A 22,151-nucleotide genomic window follows, 5' to 3' on the forward strand; every position below is an offset into this window, starting at 1 on the left:
CAACGGCCGATGGTTGGGGGCACCGATGCTGGCTAGAATCAGGCACGGATACCAGGGAAGGACCGATGATCGCAGGAATCGATCTGGGCACCACGCATTCGACAGGGCCATCTGCCGCCGAGGCGCTTGCCGACCGCATCGTCCGCAACGGTCAGCAACGCGATCCGGCAGACTTCGCAGCCTGGCTGCAGCAGTCCCCGGAACTGCAGCCCCCTGCGGATGCTGACGCGGTGAACCTGGCAACCTGGCAACGGCTGATGAAGGGCACTACGCCGTTCCCGCAAGCGAACTTCGAGCAGCTGGCCGACCGCTTCCAGTGGTATGACCAGGACAGTATCCGCGAGTGCTACGACATGGCCGCCCTCGGCCACAGCATGCACCTGTGCTGGTTGCTGCTGCCAGGCAACGAGACCGCGCTCGCCCGTTACATGCATCTCGAGAATGCGCCGGTTTCGGTGGTGCAGGCCCGCACCCGTGTCGCCCGGCTCAGTGGCCCCTGGCACCCACTGCGCGCGCACATCCAGGCGCTGTCCGCGCGCACGCGGCACGAAATGCGTGAAACGCTGCATTACCTTGTCGGCGTGCCTGTGATGGCGCACGTGGCGCTCCCACCGCCATTGCAGCGCAGGCAGGTCATGTTCTGGGCGGCCGCATGCGACGCCCTGCACCATTCCGTGCCGTCACGCAGACGCTTCACGCGGCGAACGGTCGCTTTGGCACTGCTTCTGACGTGCGCCCTGCTGGCCACCATCGCAATCCTCCGCGGGGCATTTTCCAGCTCCCCCGGCAATGCACACAGTGATCGGTCAAGCCTGCAGCCCCCACACGAGGCAAACCCATGAGCAACTGGATGGACCTGCTGGAGCGCGCCAAATCCACCGACCCGCAGCCTTTCGCGGTGTACCTGCAGGGCCTGCGCAGCCAGTGGTCCCTGGACGAGCGCGCTGAAGCCAGTGCCAGGGTGCTGCAGGCGCTGCGCGCGCGGCAGGCGCCCATGAACCTGTCCGAAGCCGCGGCGCTTTACCAGGCCTTCGGCTGGGACGACGCGGGCTGCGGCCTGGCACCAGGCGAACTGCGCGAGCTGGCCGAACACGCCTGGCAGGACTGGCTGCAACTGCCCGCGCAGACCGATCTGCTGGCCCAGCAGATGGAGGCGCGTGGCGGACGCTGGACCAGCCACGATGACGCTGCCAGCCGCCTTCAGCAGCTGCGCGAACCGCGTTCGCACCTGCGCAACCTGATGTCCGCGCTGCCGCTGCGCGCGCCGCGCCAGGCCGCAGCGTTGATGGACGTACTGGGCTGCCAGGAGGACCGTCCTCTGCCGCCCGGCATCGATGCGGGCCAAGCCCGTTTCTGGGCCGGCGCCAGCGATGTCACCCGCCTCACCGCGGCACAGTTGTCATTGCTGCGTGCACTGCTGGCAAGCGTGGCGCTGACGTTGATGGCCTTCATCGCGTTGGCCACCACCCAGATCGCCAGCACGCTGCTGCCCTACCAGTCGGAAGAGCAGCGCAGGGCGATCGTCCTGGGCACGGCAGCGCTGGCGCCACTGCTCGGCACGCTGCTGGCCATTGGCCTGCGTCATCTGTTCGTCTGGCAGAGCGCCCCTGAAGACCCGTCCGTGCCGCCTTCCCGGCTGCGTTGGCTGACCCTGCCGGTCGCCTGCGCAGCCATCGCAGCGGTCGGTACCGCCGTCTACCTGTGGGTGCCCTCGCCTTCGCTGTGGTTGGCACCGCTGTGCTGGCTGCTGGCCTGGACCGTGCTGGCCACGGCATGGATCCGCTACCAGCTGCGCCGGGGCAAGCCCGTCCGCATGGAATTGCCAGTGTCATTCCTGGTGATGCTGTCCGTGCTCAGCGTGCTGCCGGCGCTGCTGGGTGCGCTGCTGCTGTGGAGCATGGACCTGTCCGGGCACCGCCAGCGGCTGCGCCGGAGCTGAAGAAGCCGGGGGTCGGACCCTCTCAACGAAAGGGCACCGCCCCCGACCCGGTCATTTCTCCCGCCGCCAGTTGATCGACCCACGGTTTTCCACCGTGCTCGATTCCACTTCCACGTCGAAGCCGCGACGCAGCAGGTATTTCAGCGTGATCACCGAACCGGCACCGACCAGCGACACGCCGTAGCCGACGTACAGCTTGGGCGAGATGTACTTGCCGACACCGATCACCGAGCCGCCCAGCGCGCGCGACTGGCTCACACCGGCGTCGTCCAGGCCCAGCTTGGCGCCCAGCTGCGAAGCCAGCAGGCCGCTGCCGGCCGAGAGCGCCGCGGAAGCCGCGTTGACCTGCTGGGTCTGGTCGCTGCTGGCACCGGTCAGGCTGCGGCCCAGCACCAGGTAGGCCAGTGCTTCGGACTGCGACATCGCCGGATCGGACCACACGTCCGCACGCGGCTGCTGCGCACGCCCGGTCACGTCGATGCCGGCGGTGACATCACCGATCCGGCGCTCGGCACGGATGTTGATGCGCGGGTCGGACACCGCGTTGTAGTTCCAGGTGAGGTTGCCACGGGTGATGGTCAGGTCCTGACCGTACGCCTTGTAGCGGCCACTGACTTCCAGCCCGCCATTGGCGGTCATTTCGCGGCCAGGCTTGGCCCAGACCTGCATCTTGCCGGTCAGCGCACCCTTCAGGCCGAAGCCGGTCATCTTCACCTTGTCGCCAAGGCTGACGGTCAGGTCCATGTCCAGCGGCGAGGTGCGCGACTCCTCCGGATCGGCCGGGTCCAGCACCACCACGTCTTCGGACACCGAGGTGCCACGGTCCAGGCGTTCGAGATCGATGTCGGCCTCGGGCACGTGCACGGTGCCACGCAGCTCCATCGCCGCCTTGGCCAGGGTGAAGTCCAGGTTGGGATTGGCGACGATGCGCAGCTCGCTGGTGTTGGACAGCAGCACGTTTTCGCCGTGGATCTTCAGCTGCAGCGGCTGTGCATCGCCAAACCAGGACAGGCCACCATCCACGTACAGCGTGCCCTGACCAGAGTTGGCCTGCGCGGTGATTTTGGCCGAACCGTCGGGCTGCGCCACGAAGCTGCCCTTGCCCTGGTCGAAGGTCAGGCCCAGCGCGGGGAATTCACCCTTGAAGTTGCTCAGCTGCGCGTCGCCACCCAGCGACGGCTGGCCACGCGTACCACGCAGGCTGACGTGGCCCTCGATCAGGCCGGTCGGTCGCACGATGTCCGGCGAGAACAGCTCCAGCCAGTACAGCCGCGACATATTGAGGTAGAGCTCGCCGTTCAGCGGTGCACTGGCTTCCCAGCCGGTCTGCATCCTGGCATCGACGAAGCCGTTGCCCTGGAAGCCCATGCCCAGATAGCCCTTGATGCTGGCCGGGGTCATGTCGAGCTTGAGCGAGAACTGGTCATAGCGCACCAGCTCGCCGCGGGTGGTGTCCCCCACGGTGTTGCGGTTCTCACCCAGGCGCACGCCGCCTTCCTTCGAGCGCACTTCCACATGGCCTTCCCATGCATTGCCGCGCGGGCGGATCTGCGCGTCCAGGCTGACATCGCCACGCAGGTAGATGCGACGGCCGGACTGCGGTGGCAACCACGGCTGCACCAGCGCAAGCGGCAGTGCATCACTGCGCACCACCAGGCCCTCGCGCGGCCAGTTGGCCTGTGCGCACAGTGTGCCGCTGCTGGTCGCGGCCAGGCAGGCTTCGCCCAGGGTGTAGGTGCTGCCGTTGATCGCGAACGCCGCCGGTGCACGCAGCGACCAGGCATCGCCCTTCACCGGTGCGATGCGCAGCGCGGCCAGCTCGCCACGCCACTGCGCGCCCTGCTGGCGGACGCTGCCCTGCAGCTCGATCGCGCCCATCTCGTTGCGGGTCTGCGCGGCCAGGCGCAGGTTGGAGACACTGCCCTGCGCATCCACGTTCAAGCGTTCCAGCAGCATGCCGGCATTGACCTGCTGGCCCTGGATCGCCAGCGTGCCGCTGTCGCCGCGCCACGGCAGGTGGCCCTTGATGCTCACGCTCTCGGCGCCGTAGCCGTCCCAGTTGAGGTTGTTGCCGACCAGGTCGGCGGTGATGTCCGGCGCATCGCGCGGGCCCTTCACCTGTACCTGGCCACGCAGGCCGCCATCGGCGCCCGGCAGCAGATCGCTCAGCTGCAGTGGCTCAAAGCGTGCATCGATGTCGAGGCGATCACCGACCTTGCCCGACGCGGTCACCCGGCTGCTGCCCAGCGACAGCTTCAGGTCACCCTGGCCCTGCGCGCCCTGCAGCGCGAACTTGCCCTGCGCGTCGAGGTTGCGCTGGCGCAACACGCCCTTCAACGACGGCAGATCGACCGTGGCTTCCAGCGTGCCGGCGGTACCCGGCGGTGCGATTGCCGGCGGCGGCAGCTGGCGGCCCTTGGAGGCCAGGTTGCCGGACAGGCGGCCATTCCAGCCCGGCACGAAATAGCCGGGGTCGAAATCCTTCAGCGTGGCCTTGGCATCCCAGTCCAGCTGCGGTGCCCACGCCACCTGGCCTTCCACCTGCAGCTGGCCACCCGGCGTCTGCGCCTGCAGCTGGTGGATCGACGCGGCCTGATCGTTGCCGCGCACGTCGAAGTGCAGCTGCGCCTTCTGCGCGTCGCGCTCGACCTCGGCGCGGCCGATCGCCGCCCAGGCCTTCAGGGTACCGGCCAGACCGAAGCGTGCTTCCTTCAGGGTGACCGGCACCGGTGCGCTGCCGGCGGTGTTCGGATCGGGCGCCGGTACGTAGGTCAGATCATGGGCGACCACCGAGAAGTTGAGCTTCTGCTGGTCTTCCTGGCTGAAATCGGCGGTGCCTTCCAGGCGCACCTCACCGCCAAGCCCCTTCACCAGCAGCGGCGAGACCTTCAGCACCTGGTCCTTCAGCGACACCACCGACGGTGCGAGTTCCAGTGCCTGATCGCCCTGCTTCACCTTGCCACGCAGGTTGGCGTTGCCGCCCTTGCCGGCGGCGGTGAAGTCCAGTGCCAGTGGTGCGATCGCCGAGCTGGCCAGTGCCGGCGACAGCAGCGCCAGATCCAGCTCGTCGCTGCGGATGCTGGCGCTCCAGCTCGGATCGGTGCGGCCATCGAACACCAGCATCGCGTGCAGCGGCTTCGGCGCGCGCCCAGCTACGGCCACCTCCATGTGCGACAGGTCGCCACGGGCGACCAGGCCGACGGTGGCGGCCGTGCGGCCACGCGGCGCCGGCAGCACGGCGGTGACGGTCACGTCGGTGTCGTAGTCCTTGGCCGGGATATAGCGGCCCTGGGCAGTGAAATTGCCCATGTCGCTGTCCACCACCAGTTTGTGCGCCTGGAACTCGCCGTTGGCGATCTCGATGCCGCCACGCACGCGGCTGATGTCGATCACCGGCTCGTTGGCCTGGCTGATGCGGAAGCCATCGATGGCGATGGCATCGGCCTGGATCGCCAACGGCATCTCGATCTGCGGCAGCGAATCCGGCCACGACGGCAGCTTGAACGGCTCGTCACTCTTGGCCAGGTTCAGCGTCGCGTTGGTCAGCTCCAGCTTGTCCAGCAGCAGCTTGCGGCCCAGCAGCGGACGCAGGTCCGGCTCCAGGTGCGCGCGCTCGGCGTGGAAATGGATGTCGTCGTAGCGGAAGTCGACGTTGTACAGGGTCAGCGGGCCGGCCACCGGGCCGTCCACCTTGTCCCAGGTGAAGCTGGCGCCCACCGGCAGCCGCGCCACCACCTGTGCCAGCAGCACGTCACGGCCGGCCACGGTCTGCAGCAGCCAGTAGACCGCCAGCAGGGCCAGCAGCACCAGGCCCAGCACGCCCACACCCGACCAGGCCCAGAAGCGGCGGCGGCGGTAGAAGCGCACGCGCGGCGGCGTGGTCGGGTTCGGAGTGGGTGCGGGCGTACTCACAGGTCCGCTCCGATGTTGAGGTACAGCTGGAACTGCGAATCGGGGTTGTTCAAGCCATGCGCGATATCCACGCGCACCGGACCCACCGGCGATTTCCAGCGCACGCCGAAGCCGACGCCGGTGTGCAGATCAATGGTGTTGTCGAAGGCGCTGCCGGTATCGACGAACACCGCCGCACCCCAGGGGCCACCATTGAAATAGTGCTCGTACTCGGCCGAGCCGATCACCAGGTTCTTGGCACCCAGCGCGTATTTGTCCGGTGCAGGGGTCCGCGGGCCCACCTCGCGGTAGGCATAGCCGCGGATGCTGCGGTCACCACCGGCGAAGTAACGCAGGCTCGGCGGCATCGCCACCAGATCGCTGGTCCAGGTGGTGCCACCCTCGCCGCGCAGGATCAGGCGGTTGCTTTCGCCCACCGGGATGTACCAGCGCAGCACCGCATTGGCCTGCACGAAGCTGGTGTCCGAGCCGGCACCTTCAACGCCGGCACGCATGGTCGCGGTACCGCTGATGCCCTTGCGCGGGAACAGTTCGTCATCGACGTTGACGTAGTCAGCGACCAGCTGCGGGTAGACCAGCGTCGAGGTGTTGTAGACCGCGTCGGTGAATTCGGTGCCGGAGGCATAGCGCCAGCGCTCGCGCAGCGCGTTGATCGAGGCGATCGCGGTCCAGTGTTCGTTGATCTCGCCGCTGCGGCTCGCGATCAGCTTGAAGTTGCGCAGGTCGATGTAGTCGGTCTGCTCGTCGTAGGCGCTGGCAGCGAAGGTGTACCAGCCATCAAGCCAGTTGAAGGCCGGAATGCGGTAGCTGGTGACCAGGCTCTTGCGCTTCTGCGCATAGTCCAGCTGCGTGTTCATCTTGTGGCCGCGGTTGTTCAGCCACCGCCGTTCGATGCCACCGCGCACACCCGGGCCACTCTCGCTGCCGTAGCTCAGACCCGCGGTGTAGATGGTGCGCTTGGCACGGGTCAGCTTCACATCCACTGGCACTTCGCCATTCGCATCGGCCTGGTCGGGCCGCGGCTGGATGTCGATCACGCTGAAATAGTCCAGCTTGGTCAGCGACTCGCGCAGCCGGTCCAGCTTGCCCTCGTGGAAGTAGCTGCCCTGGTCCCAGTACACCAGCGGGTCGAACAGCTTGTCGACGAAGTAATCCTGCTCGAAACGCACCGGCCCCATGTTGTAGCGGCGACCGCTGTCCCAGGTCAGGTCGATGTCGGCGGCGTTGTCGGCACGGGTGATCTGCACCTGGCGCTGGGTGTAGTCGGCATCGAAATAACCACGCTCCGCCAGGCGACGGGTGACGGTGATCTTGCTGGCTTCGTACTGCGTGTGCTCGAAACGCTGGCCCTTGCGCGGCTTGAACGCGGCCAGGTCGTCCTGCAGGTACTGGTCGTACATCGCCGGTCCGGTGATGTCGATGTGCTCGCGGCGGACGGTCACCGGGGTGCCCTTGTCGACATGGATCAGCACGCGCACGTGCTCGTCCTCGCGCGGCGCCTCGACCTTGATCACCGGGTTGTAGTACCCGAACGGTTCCAGTGCCTGGCGGGTCTGCCGCTCGGCCTGCGACAGCAGGTACTCCAGGCGCGATTCGCCCTGTTCCTTGCCGATCGTGTCGTACAGCGACAGCGATTCCTGGATGTTCTCGATGATTGCGGCGTCGTCGCCCTTGTCCAATCCCTTGATGTCCACCTTGTCGATGGTGCCGCGCGCGTGGACCACAGAGGTGGCGGCCAGCGACAGGACCATCAGCGGCAGGGCGTATTTCTTTGGCTGCATGCGGCACAGCATACCGACCGAAGGTGACGATGCGAAATGCATCACGTCATTGGGGATCGGTTGTTAAGTGGCGGTCAAAATACGCGCCTTTGTGGCGATCATCGTGATCGCAGGCGAGGATGCCGGCATCGTGCGCGATGCCGGCAATGACCCCGATGGACATCCACCGGCACTACCGGTGGGTGCCAAGCTTGCTTGGCACTACATCTCAGCTCGACAGATGCTCGATTGCCGCGACCTTGCCCAGGCGCTCGCCCAGCATCGTCAGCAGCGCCAGGCGGTTGCCACGCAGCGCCGGATCTTCCGCGTTGACCATCACGCCATCGAAGAACGCGTCGACCTGCGGGCGCAGGCGCGCCAGGCGCGCCAGCACGGCCACGTAATCCTTCTGGTGGAGGCTGGCGCCGGTGTCGTCGATGGCGGCGGTGACCGCTTCGGCCAGCGCGCGCTCGGCGTCTTCCTGCAGCAGCGCCGGGTCGATCTGGCCGGGAATCTCGCCTTCGGCCTTGCGCAGGATGTTGCGGATGCGCTTGTTGGCCGCGGCCAGCGCTTCGGCTTCCGGCAGCGCGGCGAAGGTGCCGATCGCATCCAGGCGGCGGTCAAAGTCATACAGCGAGGCGGGCTTCAGCTCGGCCACGGCGTTGAAGTGCGTGGCCGGCACGCCCTTGTCAGCGTAGTAGCCCTTCAGGCGGTCAAGGATGAAGTCGTACAGTTCGCCGATGTCGGCCTGCACGTTGCGCGCGGCCAGGCCGGCGTTGGCACTGGCCAGCAGCGCGCGCAGGTCCAGCTCGAAGCCGCTTTCGATGATCGTGCGGGCCAGGCCCAGCGCGTTGCGGCGCAGGGCGAACGGGTCCTTGTTGCCGGTCGGCTTCAGGCCTGCGGCGAAACCACCGGCCAGGGTGTCCACGCGCTCGGCAATCGCCAGCACCTTGCCCAGCGGCGACAGCGCGATGTCGTCACCGCCGAAGCGCGGCTGGTAGGCCTCGTCGATGGCCAGCGCCACCTCGGCCGATTCACCGCCGGCCACGGCGTAGTGGCGGCCGGCGATGCCCTGCAGTTCCGGGAATTCGTTGACCATGCGCGACTGCAGGTCGTTCTTGGCCAGCTGCGCGGCGCGCCTGGCCTGCGCGGCGTCAGCACCGACCTGCGGCGCGATCACTTCGGCCAGGGCGGCCACGCGCGCCACCTTGTCGGCCACGCTGCCCAGCTTGGCCTGGTAGGTCACCGTCTTCAGGCCATCGCCCATCGATACCAGGCCCTGCTTCAGGTCCTCGTCGAAGAAGAACTTGGCATCGGCGAAACGCGGACGGATCACGCGCTCGTAGCCCTTGGCCACTTCGGCCACGTCCCTCGATTCGATGTTGGCGATGCCGATGAACTTCTCGGTCAGCGTGCCGCTGTCATCCAGCACCGGGAAGAACTTCTGGTTGATCTCCATCGTCTCGATCAGCGCTTCCTGCGGCACCGCCAGGAACGCGCGCTCGAAGCTGCACAGCACCGCCGACGGCCACTCGACCAGGTTCACCACCTGCTCCAGGTTGTCGTCGGTGATGCGGGCGCTGCCACCGGCCTTGGCCGCAGCGGCCTCGACCTCGGCGACGATGCGCGCACGGCGCTCGCTCGGATCGACCAGCACGAACGCAGCGCGCAGGGCTTCAACGTAGTCCTGCGGCTGCGCCAGCGACACGGTCTGGTCGTGGTGGAAGCGGTGGCCACGGCTGACGCGGCCAGCCTGCAGGCCGAACAGTTCGGCCTCGACCACGTTGGCGCCGTGCAACAGCACCAGCCAGTGCGCCGGGCGCGCGAAGCCCCAGGCGTGGTCGCCCCAGCGCATCGGCTTGGGAATCGGCATTGCCGCGATCGCCTCGCGCAGAATCTCCGGCAGCAGGCTGGCAGTGCTCGCGCCCGGGGTCACCGCGCGGTGCACGAAGCGCTCACCCTTGTTGTCGGTGGTCTTTTCCAGCGCGGTCCAGTCGATCCCGGCCTTGGCGGCGAAACCCTGCAGGGCCTTGGTCGGCTGGCCTTCGGCGTCCAGCGCGATGTTCAGGTACGGGCCCAGCACTTCGCTGTGCTGCTCAGGCTGTTCCAGGCCGACGCCCGGCAGCAGCACGGCCAGTCGGCGCGGGGTCGACAGCGGGCGCGCATCGCCCAGTTCCAGCGCGACGCCGCGCTTGCGCAGGCCTTCGACGACTCCGTCGAAGAACGCCTGGGCCAGGCCCGGAAGCGCCTTGACCGGCAACTCCTCGGTGCCCAGTTCGATCAGCAGGGGGGACAGTTGGCTCATCGGTTCGATCCTGTGATGGGGGCGCAGCGCGCAACGCGTCCGGCGCCCCGGAAGTTGAGAGAGGGAGGGAGCGGCCGTCAGGCCTTCTTCGCGCCCGGGAAGCCCAGCTTCTCGCGCTGCTCGTAGTACGCCTTGGCCACCGCCTGGGCCAGCGCGCGCACGCGCAGGATGTAGCGCTGGCGCTCGGTCACGCTGATCGCACGGCGTGCATCGAGCAGGTTGAAGGTGTGGCTGGCCTTCATCACCTGCTCGTAGGCCGGCAGCGGCAGGTTCACTTCCACCAGCTTCTGCGCTTCACGCTCGCAGGCGTCGAAACGGTGGAACATTTCTTCCACGTCGGCGTATTCGAAGTTGTACGTGCTCTGCTCCACCTCGTTCTGGTGGTAGACGTCGCCGTAGGTCACCGGCTGGCCGTCCGGGCCGTAGGTCCAGACCAGGTCGTAGACGTTGTCGCAGTTCTGCAGGTACATGCACAGGCGCTCGAGACCGTAGGTGATCTCGCCCAGCACCGGGCGGCATTCCAGGCCACCGGCCTGCTGGAAGTAGGTGAACTGGGTCACTTCCATGCCATTGAGCCAGACTTCCCAGCCCAGGCCCCAGGCGCCCAGGGTCGGCGATTCCCAGTTGTCTTCCACGAAGCGCAGGTCGTGCACCAGCGGATCGATGCCCAGTGCCTTCAGCGAATCCAGGTACAGCTGCTGGATGTTGTCCGGCGCCGGCTTCATCGCCACCTGGTACTGGTAGTAGCGCTGCAGGCGGTTCGGGTTCTCGCCGTAACGGCCGTCGGTCGGGCGTCGCGACGGCTGCACGTAGGCCGCGTTCCAGCTTTCCGGCCCGATCGCACGCAGGAAGGTGGCCGGGTGGAAGGTACCGGCACCCACCTCCAGGTCGAGCGGCTGGATGAGCACGCAGCCCTGCTGGGCCCAGAACTGGTTCAGGGTCTGGATCAGGCCCTGGAAGGTGATCGGAACGGTCGGGGTCGCGGACATGCGTACGAGTCTTGGCCGGCAAGGGGGTGCGCTAGTATAACGGCCGACCTGCGGGGCATTCCGTACCCGGGAGGAGCAGGCAGATGGAACATCGGCTGCCGGCAGGCACGCCCGGCGAGGCGGGCGGCGTCCCGCTGCCCTGGGGACGGCTGCATTTCGAGCAGATTGCCGCGGCCCTGGTCGCCGATGACCTGGTGGCCGAGCAGGACCGCGAGCGCATGCGGTTTTCCGCGCAGGGCGCACGCAACGCCAGTGAAGTGCATCCGCTGGTACTGCTGTCCAACCTCAAGCTGGCCGCCACCGGCGGCGGCGAACTGACCCTGGAGCGCCTCACCGAGTGGCTGGCCCGGCGTACCGGCAGCCGCTACCTGCGCATCGACCCGACCCGGGTCGACGTCGCTGCCGTGACCGCGCTGGTCTCCCACGCCTACGCGCGCCGCCACCGTTTCCTGCCGCTGGCGGTGGATGCCGAGCGCGTGCTGGTGGCCACCAGTGAGCCACTGGTGCAGGAATGGCGCCGCGACCTGCAGCACCTGACCCGCCGCCGCATCGAACTGGCGGTGGTCAACCCGCTGGACCTGCACCGCTACACCATGGAGTTCTACGGGGTGACCCGCTCGGTGCGCGGCGCCCGTGGCGACGTGCGTGGCGAGGCCAACACCACCCTGCCCAGCTTCGAGCAGCTGGTGGAGCTGGGCCGCACCGGCGACGTCAATGCCGACGACCAGCACATCGTGCACATCGTCGACTGGCTGCTGCAGTACGCCCACGAACAGCGCGCCTCGGACATCCACCTGGAGCCACGCCGCGAGATGGGGCGCATGCGCTTCCGCATCGACGGCGTGCTGCACAAGGTGTTCGAGGTACCGCCGGCGGTGATGACCGCCGTGGTCAGCCGCATCAAGGTACTCGGCCGCATGGACCTGGCCGAGCGCCGGCGCCCGCAGGACGGCCGCATCAAGACCCGCTCGCCGGGCGGCCGCGAAGTCGAGATGCGCCTGTCGACCATGCCCACCGCCTTCGGCGAAAAGTGCGTGATGCGCATCTTCGACCCCGATGCTGCCTTCAAGAGCATCGACCAGCTCGGTTTCAGCCCGCAGGAAGCGGCCGGCTGGAATGCGCTGGTCGAGCGCCCGCACGGCATCGTGCTGGTGACCGGCCCGACCGGCTCGGGCAAGACCACCACCCTGTATTCCACGCTGAAGCGGCTGGCGACGCCGGACGTGAACGTCTGCACAGTAGAGGACCCGATCGAGATGATCGCGCCCGAATTCAACCAGATGCAGGTGCAGACCAACATCGACCTGGACTTCGCCAGCGGCGTGCGCACCCTGCTGCGGCAGGACCCGGACATCATCATGATCGGCGAGATCCGCGACCTGGAAACGGCGCAGATGGCGGTGCAGGCCTCGCTGACCGGCCACCTGGTGCTGTCCACCCTGCATACCAACGATGCGCCGTCGGCGGTCACCCGCCTGCTCGACCTGGGCGTGCCGCATTACCTGCTGGCCAGCACCCTCAACGGCATCCTCGCCCAGCGCCTGGTGCGCACGCTGTGCCCGCACTGCAAGCAGCCGCACAGCCTCGGCGCCGCCGATTGGGCGGTGCTGGCTGATAGCCATGCTGCATATCCAGATGCCGCCACGCCCTGTCGGCCGGTCGGTTGCCTGGAGTGCCGGCGCACCGGATTCCTTGGCCGCATCGGGCTGTATGAGTTGCTGCCATTGGGCTCGCGGCTGCGCGGGCAGATCCGTGCCGACATGGATCTGGCCGGTTTCAGCCGGGCCGCACGGGCTGAAGGGCTGCGAACCCTGCGCCAGGCCGGGCTTGAAAAGGTGGCGCAGGGGCTGACTACAATCGAGGAAGTCCTGTCAGTCCTGCCGCCCCCGGATGAACCCAGCCCCGTTCCTGATCCTTGAAACCGGCCGCCCGGTACCGTCGCTGCGCCGCTACGGGCGCTTTCCGCACTGGATCCGGGTCGCCGCCGGGCTGGAAGAACACGAGACGGTGGTGGTCGATGTCGAACACGGTGGCGCTCTGCCCGACCCACATGCGTTCGCTGGCGTGCTGGTGACCGGCTCGGCCGCCTTCGTCACCGACCACGCCGAATGGAGTGAGCGCAGTGCCGCATGGCTGCGCCAGACCGCCCACGACGATCTGCCGGTGTTCGGCATCTGCTACGGCCACCAGCTGCTGGCACACGCGCTGGGTGGCGAGGTGGCCTACAACCCGGCCGGGCGGGAGTCGGGCACGATCGAGCTGGAACTGCAGCCGCAGGCGGCGCAGGACCCGCTGTTCCAGGGCCTGCCGCAGCATTTCGCCGCCCATGCCACCCATCTGCAGACCGTGCTGCGCGCACCTGATGGCGCCGAAGTGCTGGCACGCTCACCACTGGACGGCTGCCACGCCTTCCGCTGGGGCCGCCAGGCCTGGGGCGTGCAGTTCCATCCGGAATTCGCCACCCACCACATGCGCGGCTACGTGCGCGCCCGTGCCGACTGCATCGGTCGCCACGGCGGTTGTGCCCGCAGCATCGAGCGTGCGGTCAGCGCCGCGCCGCTGGCCCGCCAGCTGTTGCGCCGCTTCGTCCGCCAGGCGCGGCTGTCTTCAGCCCAGCCGGCGGCAAAACAGGGATAATCGGCGGCACGGGCAGCCGCCCGGCCCCCTCCTGTCCTTCCCGGATGTCCATGAAAGAGATTCGCAAGCTGCCGGCTTCGGCGGGCGCCCAGTGGTTGCTGGATACGTTCTCGCTGTACCGGCGTGCGCCGCTGCAGCTGGCCCGGATCGGCCTGACCTGGCTGCTGGTGAGCTGGGTGGTGACCTTGCTGTCGACGCTGATTCCCGGCGCCGCCGGCATGGCCGTACAGCTGATGACCCTGGCCATCTCGCCGATCATGTTCGGCGGCATGCTGTATGCCGTGGGCGAGATCGACGAAGGCCGCCCGGGCCTGGCCTCGCACCTGCTGCAGCCGATCCGCGACCACCGCGTCAGCCACCTGCTGGTGCCGCTGGCGATCCAGGTGCTGGCGGTGCTGCTGCTGGGCGCGCTGCTGTTCCTGATGATCGGCCGCGAGGGCTTCACCGCCTTCAGCGAGGTCATGACCAAGATGGAAGAGATCAGCCGCAGTGGCCAGCAGATCAAGCCGGACGATGCAGCGGCGCTGGTCGCCAACCTGCCGGCCAAGCGCATCGCGCTGTGGATGCTGCTGGTGTTCCTGAGCGCGGTGGCGCTGTCGCTGGCGATGTTCACCCAGCCGGCGCTGGTGGTGTTCGACAAGCAGAGCGGCATGCATGCGCTGCGCCTGAGCCTCCAGGGCTGCATCGAGAACATCGGCGCGATGTTCGTGTTCGCCGCACTCGGCCTGATCGCCGCGTTCTGCATGTACATCCTGTTCGTGATCGTGATCCAGATCGCGATGCTGATCGGTGGCCCGCTGGCCGCGGCCTTCATCGCCCAGCTGGTGCTGACCACGGTGCTGATGCCGCTGTATGTCGGCGCGGTCTACGCCGCGTGGAAGCAGATGTTCGTGCACCGCGGCAGCCGCGCGGCGCCGCCGATTCCGACCACGCCGACCTCGAGCGACGTGTTCCACGCCTGACCGGCCCCACCGGTAGCGCCGGGCCATGCCCGGCGGTGGCATCACATCGAACCCGGCACGCCGGGCATGGCCCGGCGCTACCGCATCAGGCGGCGGGTTTCTTCACTACCGACGACGGCACCAGCCAGCGTGCGGCGTGGATGCCCAGCTCGTACAGCAGGCACATCGGGATCGCCAGCATCAGCTGCGACACCACGTCCGGCGGGGTCAGCACCGCCGCCACCACGAAGATGCCGACGATCGCGTAACCGCGGCCTTCCTTGAACTGCTGCGGCGTCACCCAGCCGAGCAGCACCAGGATCACCATCGCCACCGGCAGTTCGAAACTGCCGCCGAAAGCGAAGAAGATCGCCAGCACGAAATCCAGGTAGGCATTCGCATCCGGAGTGATCGCAATCACGTCCGGGCTGAAGGTGGTCAGAAAATGAAACACCGCCGGCAGCACCAGGAAGTAGGCGAAGGCGCAGCCGGTGTAGAACAGCAGTACCGACGACACCAGCAACGGCACCGCCAGGCGCTTCTCACGCGCATACAGGCCCGGGGCAACGAACGCCCACAGCTGGTACAGCAGCCAAGGCACCGCCACGAACAGGGCCACGAAGAAGGTCAGCTTCAACGGTGCGAAGAAGGCACCGGCCGGGTTGGTGGCGATCATCGTCTGCCCGTTCGGCAGCTGCGACACCAGCGGTTCGGCCAGCGCGTTGTACAGCTTCTGGGTAAACGGCAGCAGGGCCAGCAGCAACACGCCCAGGCCCAGCAGTGCGCGCACCAGGCGGCCGCGCAGTTCCACCAGATGTTCGACCAGCGAGCTTTCGCCGAAATCCTGTTCACTCATGGCTGGCGCTCCGTGCTCTGCGGCGGCGGCGCACCGGCTTCAGGGGGTGTCGCCGGCGTCGGCTCGGGAGCAACGCTCTCCTGTGCCGGCGCATCGGCATCGGGCGCAGCGCTCATATGCGGCGGCAGATCCGCAGGCGCCGGTGCGCGAACCTCCTGCGCCAGCGTATCGCCCTGCTGCTGGGCCTCCTGCGCTTCGCGACGGATCGCTTCACCGCTGGCGCGCAGCTGGTTCTCGGTGTCCTGCATGCCCTGGCGCACGTCCTGCATCTGCCGCTTGATGTCCTCGGCCTGCAGTTCGCGCTCCAGTTCCTGTTTCACCGAATCCCACTGATTGCGGGCACGACGCACCCACAGGCCGGCGAAGCGGGCCGCCTTGGGCAGGCGCTCGGGACCGAGCACCACCAGGGCGACCACTGCAATCACCAGCAGTTCGCTGAAGCCGATATCGAACACCGCAACCGCTCCGGATCAGCGAGCGTTACGGTCGTGCTCGTCCTGCGCAGTGCGCGAGGCGTCCTGGCTGCGCGACTCATCGCCCAGCTGCGCGTTCGGCTTGTCTTCGTCGCGCATGCCCTTCTTGAATTCCTTGACCGCCGAACCGAGATCCTTGGCGCCGCTGGTCAGGCGCTTGGTGCCGAACACCAGCAGGACGATGGCCAGCACGACCAACCAATGCCAGATGCTGAAACTGCCCATAAAGACGCTCGTTACGTTAGTGATCAGGCTGTCGAGCATAGCGCACCGGGTGTTAGCCGGCGCGCGTGACGAAAGTCAGTTTCCGCCCAGCGTTTCCGTGCGGATTTCGCCGTCGTTGACCGGCTGGAAACCCTGCTGCTGCGGCGGCGGGTTCTGCGGCACGTTCTGCAGCGGCGCGGTGGTGGCCTCGGCTGGGGCGGCCGGCGCTGCCTGAACAGGCGCTGGAGCAACCGCCGGGGCCGCTGCCGGACGCGGGGCGCTGCCGCCGTTGCCGCTGCGGTTGTTGCGCGCGGCGTAGGTGGCCTCTTCCAGGCGATCGCGGAAGGCGACCACATCCATCGACGGCGAACCGGCGGCGCGGCCTTCGAAGATCATGCGCGGCGTGGTGTTGCTGCCGTATGCATCCAGATTGGCGGCATCATCGATCTGCAGCACCGCACCATCCAGCGCGACACCGGCGAACAGGCCGCGTGCGCGCGACCAGGACCAGATCTCGGCTTTCAGCTGGCCGTCGGTGGCAGCGGCGGCATTGCGGCCGACCGGGCCGGCGGCGACACCGGCATCGGCGCCCAGCGTGAACTTGCCGTTGACCAGATTGTCCAGGCTGCGGTCGTTGCGGAACACCAGCACCACATCGGAGGACTGCACACCGGCCTGGAAGCCGATGCTGCCGCCAGTGAGCTTGACGAACACCGGATTGGACCAGGCGCCATTGGGCATGCGCACCGACATCAGGCCGTGGCCACGGCGACCGCCAATGACCAGACCGGCCTTGATCGTGTCGGGAATGACGATGACCGCGCGGCCTTCGTCGAGCAATTTGTCCGGAATGCCCTGTTCAGGGATTTCCTGGATTTCAGCCAGCACGCGCACGGCATTGCGGGCACGCTGGTCTTCCTGCGGTCCGGCCATGGCCTGGCTGGACAGCAGGCTGGCGGCGATCAGCAGGGCTTGGATCGGGCGACGCATGGCAGGCTCCAGAAGTCAGTCCATAGGAAGATATAGCAAGTGACTGAAATTAGTAGTGTTGTCATGAATCTCCAATGAGCGTTCCCTGCTCACATTGACGCGCGCTATGCCTGCAATCCGAACCCTGCATCCCGGCACGGCGCCGGATCGGCGACAATACCGCCCATGCTCGACGCACCCGATACCGCCGTGCTGGCGGTCAACCTAGGCACGCCCGAGACGCCGACGGCCCCCGCCGTACGCCGTTACCTGGCTGAATTCCTGTCCGACCCCCGCGTGGTCTCGATCCCGGCACTGCTGTGGCAGCCGCTGCTGCGCGGGTTGATCCTGCCGCTGCGCAGCGGCCGTTCGGCGGCCAAGTACGCCCAGGTCTGGCTGCCCGACGGCTCACCGCTGATGGTGCACACCCGGCAGCTGGCGCAGGCGATGCAGGCCCTGCTGCCGACCCTGAAGGTTCGCCATGCGATGCGCTATGGCGAACCCGCCCTGGCCAGCGAGCTCGACCGCCTCGCCGCCGAAGGCGCGCGTCGCATCGTCGTGCTGCCGTTGTACCCGCAGTACTCCACCACCACCACCGCCTCGGTCGAAGACCGCGTCGATGCGTGGCAGCGCCGCAACCCGGGCGTAACCGTCAGCCTGGTGCGCGACTACTCGGTCGATCCGGGCTGGGTCGAGGCCGTGGCCGGCTCGATCCGCCGCTACTGGGAAGAGCACGGTCGCGGCCAGAAGCTGATGTTCTCCTTCCACGGCATCCCGCAGCGCCTGGCCGATGCAGGCGATCCGTATCCGCAGCGCTGCGAGGCCAGTGCACAGGCCATCGCCAGGGCACTGGAACTGGGCAGGGACGAGTGGCAGATGGGTTACCAGTCGCGGTTTGGCCGCGAGCGCTGGCTGCAGCCCTATGCCGAACCCAGCCTGTGGGCGCTGGCCGAATCCGGCGTGAAGCAGATCGACGTTGTCTGCCCGGGCTTTGCCACCGATTGCCTGGAAACGCTGGAGGAAGTGGCGCTGGGGTTCACCGAGACGCTGGCCGAGCGCGGCGCGACGATGCGCTACATCCCGTGCCTCAACGCCGATCCGGAACACGCTCGCGCCCTGGCGCGGCTGGCCGTGGCCTCGCTGGCATGAGTCTGCAGCCGTTTGAACTGGAGGTCGGTGGCGCGCGCGTCGCCGGCCTGCGCAACCACGGCGACGGCCCGCGCGTGTTGGCCCTGCATGGCTGGCTCGACAACGCGGCCAGCTTCGTGCCGCTGGCGCCGCATCTGTCGTCGCTGCAATTGGTGGCGATCGACCTGCCCGGTCACGGCCACAGCGCGCATCTGCCGGCGGGTGCCAGCTACACCACGGCCGCCGCGATCTGCCACGTACTCGATGTCGCCGATGCACTGGGCTGGGACCGCTTCAACCTGCTCGGCCATTCGATGGGCGCCGGCATCGCCAGCCTCACCGCCTCGGTCAGTGATCGGGTCGAACGGCTGGTGGCGATCGAAGCACTCGGCGGCCTGCGTGGTCCCGAGGAAGAAACCGCCAACCGCCTGCGCGAGCATGTGAATGCCACGCGTGGGCTGGCACGAAAGCAGTTGCGCGTGTTCCCCGACCTCGCCGCGCCGATCCGCGCGCGGATGATGACCAACCAGCTCAGCGAACGCTGTGCACGGCTGCTGGTCGAGCGCGGCGTGGAGCCTGTCGAAGGCGGCTACCGCTGGTGCAGCGACCCGCGCCTGATGCTGCCCACTGCGATCCGCCTCAGCGAAGGCCAGATCGACAACCTGCTGCAGGCCATTGCCTGCCCGACGCAGGTGATCTACGCCACGCCGGCACAGTCCTACTATCCCGAGCCGATGCGCAGTGATCGCCTGCAGCACCTGCGCAATGGCCGTCTGGCGGTGTTTGCCGGCAACCATCACCTGCACATGGAAGATCCGGAACAGATCGCAGATGTGATCCTGCACTTCTTCAACAACGACAACGGCGGCTGAGCGCAGGCACCGGCGCGCTTCACTCTGCGCGTCTGCGGCCGATACATCAGTTGCGGGCCCTTGCGTCCGCAGCACGCAGGTCCGGTCGGGCCTGCGGCGTGTGTCTGGTTCTGCAAGGAAGTCCGCATGCCCGCTCCATTGCACCGCCACCCACAGGATGTGGTCACGGTGTCCCGTCTCCGCGTCGCTGATCGCGTCGCATTCCCCGAATTCCCGGCTCGCGCCCTGGTCACGCACTCCTGCGTGCGCCGCGGCGTGGCCGTTGTCGTTTGCTGATCCAGGAGTCGCCGATGTCCGTTGCATCCTCCCGTCCCCCCGATACCGCCCGACTGCCGCATCTGCAGCAGCTCGCCCGCCGCGCTGACCGCCGCCTGCTGATCGGCAGCGCGGTCCTGGCCCTGGCTGGCCTGGTGCTGGCCCTGCGTGGTCCGCAGCTGCAGGCCGCCGCGTTGGTGGCCGTCGCCGTGCTGCCAGCCGCGTGGTTCGGCGGACCGCAGGCAGGCCGGGCCGTCGCCCGCAACGGCTTGGCATTGCTGTTGTCGCTGCAGCTGGCCGTGTTGTGCGCGATCGCCGGCCTGTCACCGGCGTTGCCGATTGCCCTCCTGCTGGGCGTGCTGCTGGGCCACCGCGATCGCCTTCCGGTGTGGCTGGCCGGTGGCGTCGGCACGCTCGCGCTGCTGGCACCGCTGCAGGCGGGCGCTGCCGCGTGGCCAACGCTGCTGCAGGCCGGCATGTTCGCGGGCCTGACCTTGTTCCTCGGCCAGGCCGCACTGCGCCTTCGGCAGCAGGCCGAAGCCCTTGGCCATGGCCCGCATCGGCTTGCCGCGCTGGCACGTGACATCGCCACCGGTGCCGATCTTGGTGCACATGCCGACACCAGCGCCTATGCACCGGGTTCACTCGCCCACGCCCTGGCCGACACCGCACGCCACGTGCAGGCACAGCGTGGACGCGAGGCGGCGGCCCATGCCGAGAACGCGCAGATCCGCCAGGCGCTGGATGCCTCGCGGACCGCGATGATGATCGCTGACAACGACCACGTGATCCGCTATGTGAACCGCTCGGTGGTAGCCCTGCTGCGCAACCAGCAGGCGACGCTGCGACAGGCCTGCCCCGATTTCGATGCCGAACGCCTGGTCGGCAGCAGCATCCATCGTTTCCATGCCAACCCGGACCGTATCCGCGCCATCCTCAACGGCCTGCAGGTCACGCACAACGGCAAGGTGCAGATCGGACCGGTGCACTTCGCCCAGGTGGTCACCCCGGTGTTCGACGCGCAGGGCATGCGCCTGGGCTTCGCCGTGGAGTGGCATGACCGCACCCATGAGCTCGCGCTGGAGAACGCCGTGGCCGGCATCGTTGCAGCGGCAGCGGCCGGTGACCTCGACCAGCGCCTGCAGGCCACTGAAGGTGCCAGCTTCCTCGATGGCCTGACCGGTGGCATCAACCAGCTGCTCGATACGCTCGGCAGCACCGTCAACGAAGTGCGGCAGATGCTCTCGGCATTGGCCAACGGTGATCTGGATCGGCGCATGCACGGCGAGTATCACGGCGCTTTCGCTGCGATCCAGCGCGATGCCAATGCCACGGCCGGGCAGTTGGCACGCATGGTCGGTCGCATCCAGGAATGTGCGGCGTCGATCAGTACCGCCGCCAGCGAGATTGCCGCCGGCAACGGCGCATTGTCCGAGCGCAGTGAGCGCCAGGCCGCGCACCTGCAGGAGACTGCAGCATCGATGGAGGAACTCACCGCCACCGTGCGCCAGAACGCCGCCCATGCGCGTGAGGCCAGTGCGTTGGCCGCCTCCACGCAGAGCGCTGCCAGTGACGGCAACACGGCCATGCAGCGGGTGGTGGATACCATGCAGGCCATCGAAGGTGCCTCGAAGCGGATCGGCGACATCACCGGCGTCATCGACGGCATTGCCTTCCAGACCAATATCCTGGCGTTGAACGCAGCGGTGGAGGCGGCACGCGCCGGCGAGCAGGGCCGAGGCTTTGCCGTGGTGGCCAGCGAGGTGCGCGTGCTGGCACAGCGTTCGGCGGCGGCCGCACAGGAGATCAAGAAGCTGATCGACGAAGCAGGCCGGCAGGTGGGCGAAGGTGCCCAGCTGGTGGCCGACGCCGGCCAACGCATGCAGGGCATTGTGGGCGGCGTGGAGGATGTCAGCCACCTGATGCGCGAGATTTCCGCAGCGTCGCAGGAGCAGTCCATCGGTATCGAGCAGATCAACCAGACCGTGGTGCAGATGGATCAGGCCACGCAGCAGAACGCGGCGCTGGTGGAAGAAGCCACCGCTGCCGCACGTGAGCTGCAGTCGCAGGCGGGGACGCTGACTGAGGCGGTCTCGGTGTTCCGCCAGCAGGAAGCACATGAGGAGGCTCTGGTCGCCTGATCCCGTTTTTCAGGTGATCCCGATGAAGACGGCGCCCGCGGGGCGCCGTTTTTTTGCGTGTTGTGCGTGATGGGTCACGCCGGTAGCGGCCTGCACTGGTTGGCGCCGTGGTTTCTCGCGGAGAGCATCCACGCGCGGCGTCGACCTATTTGGCAAACGATTGCGGCGCGGGCCTGCTGTGGGTTAGTTGCCAACCTTGGTTGGCGCCTGGGTTCCTTGCGGGGAGCATCCACGCATGGCGTGGATCTACCGCTGATCCCTCTGCCATCGGTAGTCGCCAACCTTGGTTGGCGCCGCCGCTCGCGGCGGTTCCATCAACGCGTCTGCCGGCCAGTGGCCGGCATTACCCGGAATTTCCTGCGCACAAAGAAAAACCCCGCTGCGCAAGCAGCGGGGTTTTGGGTGTAAACCCTGGCGATGACCTACTCTCGCATGGCTTGAGCCACACTACCATCGGCGCAGCTGCGTTTCACTTCCGAGTTCGGGATGGGATCGGGTGGTTCCACAGCGCTAATTTCACCAGGGAGGCGGTTGGAGCGTCGCCATCCGATACAGCTGGATAAGGCGCCTGCCTCTCGTAGTTCTTGTGACGTAGCGTGCACTTGGATGCTCTTACGACGCTGTCGTAAAGCCAAGGCAACTTGAGGTTATATGGTCAAGCCGCACGGATCATTAGTATCAGTTAGCTCAATACATTGCTGTACTTACACACCTGACCTATCAACCACGTAGTCTACATGGTTCCTTCAGGGGGCTTGTGCCCCGGGAGA

General features: G+C 67.5%; 16 protein-coding genes and 2 rRNA genes. 8 read left to right on the top strand and 10 right to left on the bottom strand.

Features of this window, described 5'->3' with window-relative positions; all coding sequences use genetic code 11:
- The first annotated feature begins 65 nt into the window (after positions 1-65).
- Together ARC63_RS08470 and ARC63_RS08475 are read left to right on the top strand one after the other, a co-directional pair.
- The gene (locus ARC63_RS08470) at positions 66-842 is read left to right on the top strand and encodes a hypothetical protein (protein WP_057503023.1); all 777 of its coding nucleotides are present in this window, start codon (positions 66-68) and stop codon (positions 840-842) included.
- On the top strand, positions 839-1,939 hold the full coding sequence (locus ARC63_RS08475) for a hypothetical protein (protein ID WP_057503024.1): 1,101 nt from the start codon (positions 839-841) through the stop codon (positions 1,937-1,939). The genes ARC63_RS08470 and ARC63_RS08475 overlap by 4 nt, the downstream gene beginning before the upstream one ends.
- Before the next feature lie 51 nt (positions 1,940-1,990).
- Here ARC63_RS08475 and ARC63_RS08480 read toward each other — a convergent pair whose 3' ends face one another.
- The 4 genes from ARC63_RS08480 to glyQ all read right to left on the bottom strand — a co-directional run bounded on the left by ARC63_RS08480 (position 1,991) and on the right by glyQ (position 10,905).
- Positions 1,991-5,851: a translocation/assembly module TamB domain-containing protein gene (locus ARC63_RS08480; RefSeq protein ID WP_057503025.1), complete on the bottom strand. Its 3,861-nt coding sequence runs from the start codon at positions 5,849-5,851 to the stop codon at positions 1,991-1,993.
- The gene (locus ARC63_RS08485; protein WP_082587830.1) at positions 5,848-7,644 is read right to left on the bottom strand and encodes an autotransporter assembly complex protein TamA; all 1,797 of its coding nucleotides are present in this window, start codon (positions 7,642-7,644) and stop codon (positions 5,848-5,850) included. The genes ARC63_RS08480 and ARC63_RS08485 overlap by 4 nt, the downstream gene beginning before the upstream one ends.
- Positions 7,645-7,840: 196 nt before the next feature.
- Positions 7,841-9,916 carry a glycine--tRNA ligase subunit beta gene (gene glyS, locus ARC63_RS08490; protein ID WP_057503026.1) on the bottom strand — a complete coding sequence of 692 codons (2,076 nt, stop codon included), beginning with the start codon at positions 9,914-9,916 and terminating at the stop codon, positions 7,841-7,843.
- A gap of 77 nt (positions 9,917-9,993) precedes the next feature.
- Positions 9,994-10,905, bottom strand: coding sequence for a glycine--tRNA ligase subunit alpha (gene glyQ / locus ARC63_RS08495; RefSeq protein WP_006403404.1), 912 nt, complete (start codon positions 10,903-10,905; stop codon positions 9,994-9,996).
- 83 nt (positions 10,906-10,988) lie between these two features.
- Between glyQ and ARC63_RS08500 the strand changes: the two genes are divergently transcribed.
- From ARC63_RS08500 to ARC63_RS08510, 3 genes are read left to right on the top strand one after another with little or no spacing between them, the layout of a single operon-like run.
- A complete protein-coding gene (locus ARC63_RS08500; protein ID WP_057503027.1) occupies positions 10,989-12,824 on the top strand; it encodes a GspE/PulE family protein in 1,836 nt (611 codons plus the stop codon).
- A complete protein-coding gene (locus ARC63_RS08505) occupies positions 12,796-13,542 on the top strand; it encodes a glutamine amidotransferase (RefSeq protein WP_010482408.1) in 747 nt (248 codons plus the stop codon). The genes ARC63_RS08500 and ARC63_RS08505 overlap by 29 nt, the downstream gene beginning before the upstream one ends.
- Before the next feature lie 50 nt (positions 13,543-13,592).
- Complete coding sequence (locus tag ARC63_RS08510) at positions 13,593-14,504, top strand: BPSS1780 family membrane protein (RefSeq protein ID WP_010482409.1); 912 nt, start codon at positions 13,593-13,595, stop codon at positions 14,502-14,504.
- Positions 14,505-14,589: 85 nt separating this feature from the next.
- On the opposite strand, the gene tatC is transcribed toward ARC63_RS08510, so the two are convergent.
- The 4 genes from tatC to ARC63_RS08530 form a co-directional block, all read right to left on the bottom strand.
- The gene (tatC, locus tag ARC63_RS08515) at positions 14,590-15,339 is read right to left on the bottom strand and encodes a twin-arginine translocase subunit TatC (RefSeq protein ID WP_057503028.1); all 750 of its coding nucleotides are present in this window, start codon (positions 15,337-15,339) and stop codon (positions 14,590-14,592) included.
- On the bottom strand, positions 15,336-15,794 hold the full coding sequence (gene tatB, locus ARC63_RS08520) for a Sec-independent protein translocase protein TatB (RefSeq protein WP_010482411.1): 459 nt from the start codon (positions 15,792-15,794) through the stop codon (positions 15,336-15,338). The genes tatC and tatB overlap by 4 nt, the downstream gene beginning before the upstream one ends.
- 15 nt (positions 15,795-15,809) lie before the next feature.
- Positions 15,810-16,037: a Sec-independent protein translocase subunit TatA gene (gene tatA, locus ARC63_RS08525; RefSeq protein WP_005420453.1), complete on the bottom strand. Its 228-nt coding sequence runs from the start codon at positions 16,035-16,037 to the stop codon at positions 15,810-15,812.
- Between the two features lie 75 nt (positions 16,038-16,112).
- A complete protein-coding gene (locus ARC63_RS08530; protein WP_010482416.1) occupies positions 16,113-17,006 on the bottom strand; it encodes a lipid-binding SYLF domain-containing protein in 894 nt (297 codons plus the stop codon).
- A 165-nt stretch (positions 17,007-17,171) separates the two neighbouring features.
- Between ARC63_RS08530 and hemH the strand changes: the two genes are divergently transcribed.
- The 3 genes from hemH to ARC63_RS08545 all read left to right on the top strand — a co-directional run bounded on the left by hemH (position 17,172) and on the right by ARC63_RS08545 (position 21,381).
- Positions 17,172-18,134: a ferrochelatase gene (hemH, locus tag ARC63_RS08535; RefSeq protein WP_057503029.1), complete on the top strand. Its 963-nt coding sequence runs from the start codon at positions 17,172-17,174 to the stop codon at positions 18,132-18,134.
- Positions 18,131-18,985 (top strand): alpha/beta fold hydrolase, encoded by an 855-nt coding sequence (locus ARC63_RS08540; RefSeq protein ID WP_010482418.1) that lies wholly within the window; start codon positions 18,131-18,133, stop codon positions 18,983-18,985. The genes hemH and ARC63_RS08540 overlap by 4 nt, the downstream gene beginning before the upstream one ends.
- Before the next feature lie 290 nt (positions 18,986-19,275).
- The gene (locus tag ARC63_RS08545) at positions 19,276-21,381 is read left to right on the top strand and encodes a methyl-accepting chemotaxis protein (protein ID WP_057503030.1); all 2,106 of its coding nucleotides are present in this window, start codon (positions 19,276-19,278) and stop codon (positions 21,379-21,381) included.
- A 409-nt stretch (positions 21,382-21,790) separates the two neighbouring features.
- Here the strand turns inward: ARC63_RS08545 and rrf are convergent.
- Positions 21,791-21,905, bottom strand: a 5S ribosomal RNA gene (gene rrf / locus ARC63_RS08550).
- 127 nt (positions 21,906-22,032) lie between these two features.
- Positions 22,033-22,151 (bottom strand): 23S ribosomal RNA (locus ARC63_RS08555); the annotation flags it as partial.

Source organism: Stenotrophomonas geniculata ATCC 19374 = JCM 13324 (genome assembly GCF_001431625.1).
GTDB lineage: Bacteria > Pseudomonadota > Gammaproteobacteria > Xanthomonadales > Xanthomonadaceae > Stenotrophomonas > Stenotrophomonas geniculata.

Bases quoted from the DNA above. Each gene is read 5' to 3' on its own strand.
- ARC63_RS08500 (WP_057503027.1), top strand. From the start codon at position 10,989: ATGGAACATCGGCTGCCGGCAGGCACGCCCGGCGAGGCGGGCGGCGTC.
- glyS (WP_057503026.1), bottom strand. From the start codon at position 9,916: ATGAGCCAACTGTCCCCCCTGCTGATCGAACTGGGCACCGAGGAGTTG.
- ARC63_RS08485 (WP_082587830.1), bottom strand. From the start codon at position 7,644: ATGCTGTGCCGCATGCAGCCAAAGAAATACGCCCTGCCGCTGATGGTC.
- ARC63_RS08475 (WP_057503024.1), top strand. From the start codon at position 839: ATGAGCAACTGGATGGACCTGCTGGAGCGCGCCAAATCCACCGACCCG.
- ARC63_RS08540 (WP_010482418.1), top strand. From the start codon at position 18,131: ATGAGTCTGCAGCCGTTTGAACTGGAGGTCGGTGGCGCGCGCGTCGCC.
- ARC63_RS08530 (WP_010482416.1), bottom strand. From the start codon at position 17,006: ATGCGTCGCCCGATCCAAGCCCTGCTGATCGCCGCCAGCCTGCTGTCC.
- hemH (WP_057503029.1), top strand. From the start codon at position 17,172: ATGCTCGACGCACCCGATACCGCCGTGCTGGCGGTCAACCTAGGCACG.
- tatC (WP_057503028.1), bottom strand. From the start codon at position 15,339: ATGAGTGAACAGGATTTCGGCGAAAGCTCGCTGGTCGAACATCTGGTG.
- glyQ (WP_006403404.1), bottom strand. From the start codon at position 10,905: ATGTCCGCGACCCCGACCGTTCCGATCACCTTCCAGGGCCTGATCCAG.
- tatA (WP_005420453.1), bottom strand. From the start codon at position 16,037: ATGGGCAGTTTCAGCATCTGGCATTGGTTGGTCGTGCTGGCCATCGTC.
- ARC63_RS08505 (WP_010482408.1), top strand. From the start codon at position 12,796: ATGAACCCAGCCCCGTTCCTGATCCTTGAAACCGGCCGCCCGGTACCG.
- ARC63_RS08470 (WP_057503023.1), top strand. From the start codon at position 66: ATGATCGCAGGAATCGATCTGGGCACCACGCATTCGACAGGGCCATCT.
- ARC63_RS08545 (WP_057503030.1), top strand. From the start codon at position 19,276: ATGTCCGTTGCATCCTCCCGTCCCCCCGATACCGCCCGACTGCCGCAT.
- ARC63_RS08510 (WP_010482409.1), top strand. From the start codon at position 13,593: ATGAAAGAGATTCGCAAGCTGCCGGCTTCGGCGGGCGCCCAGTGGTTG.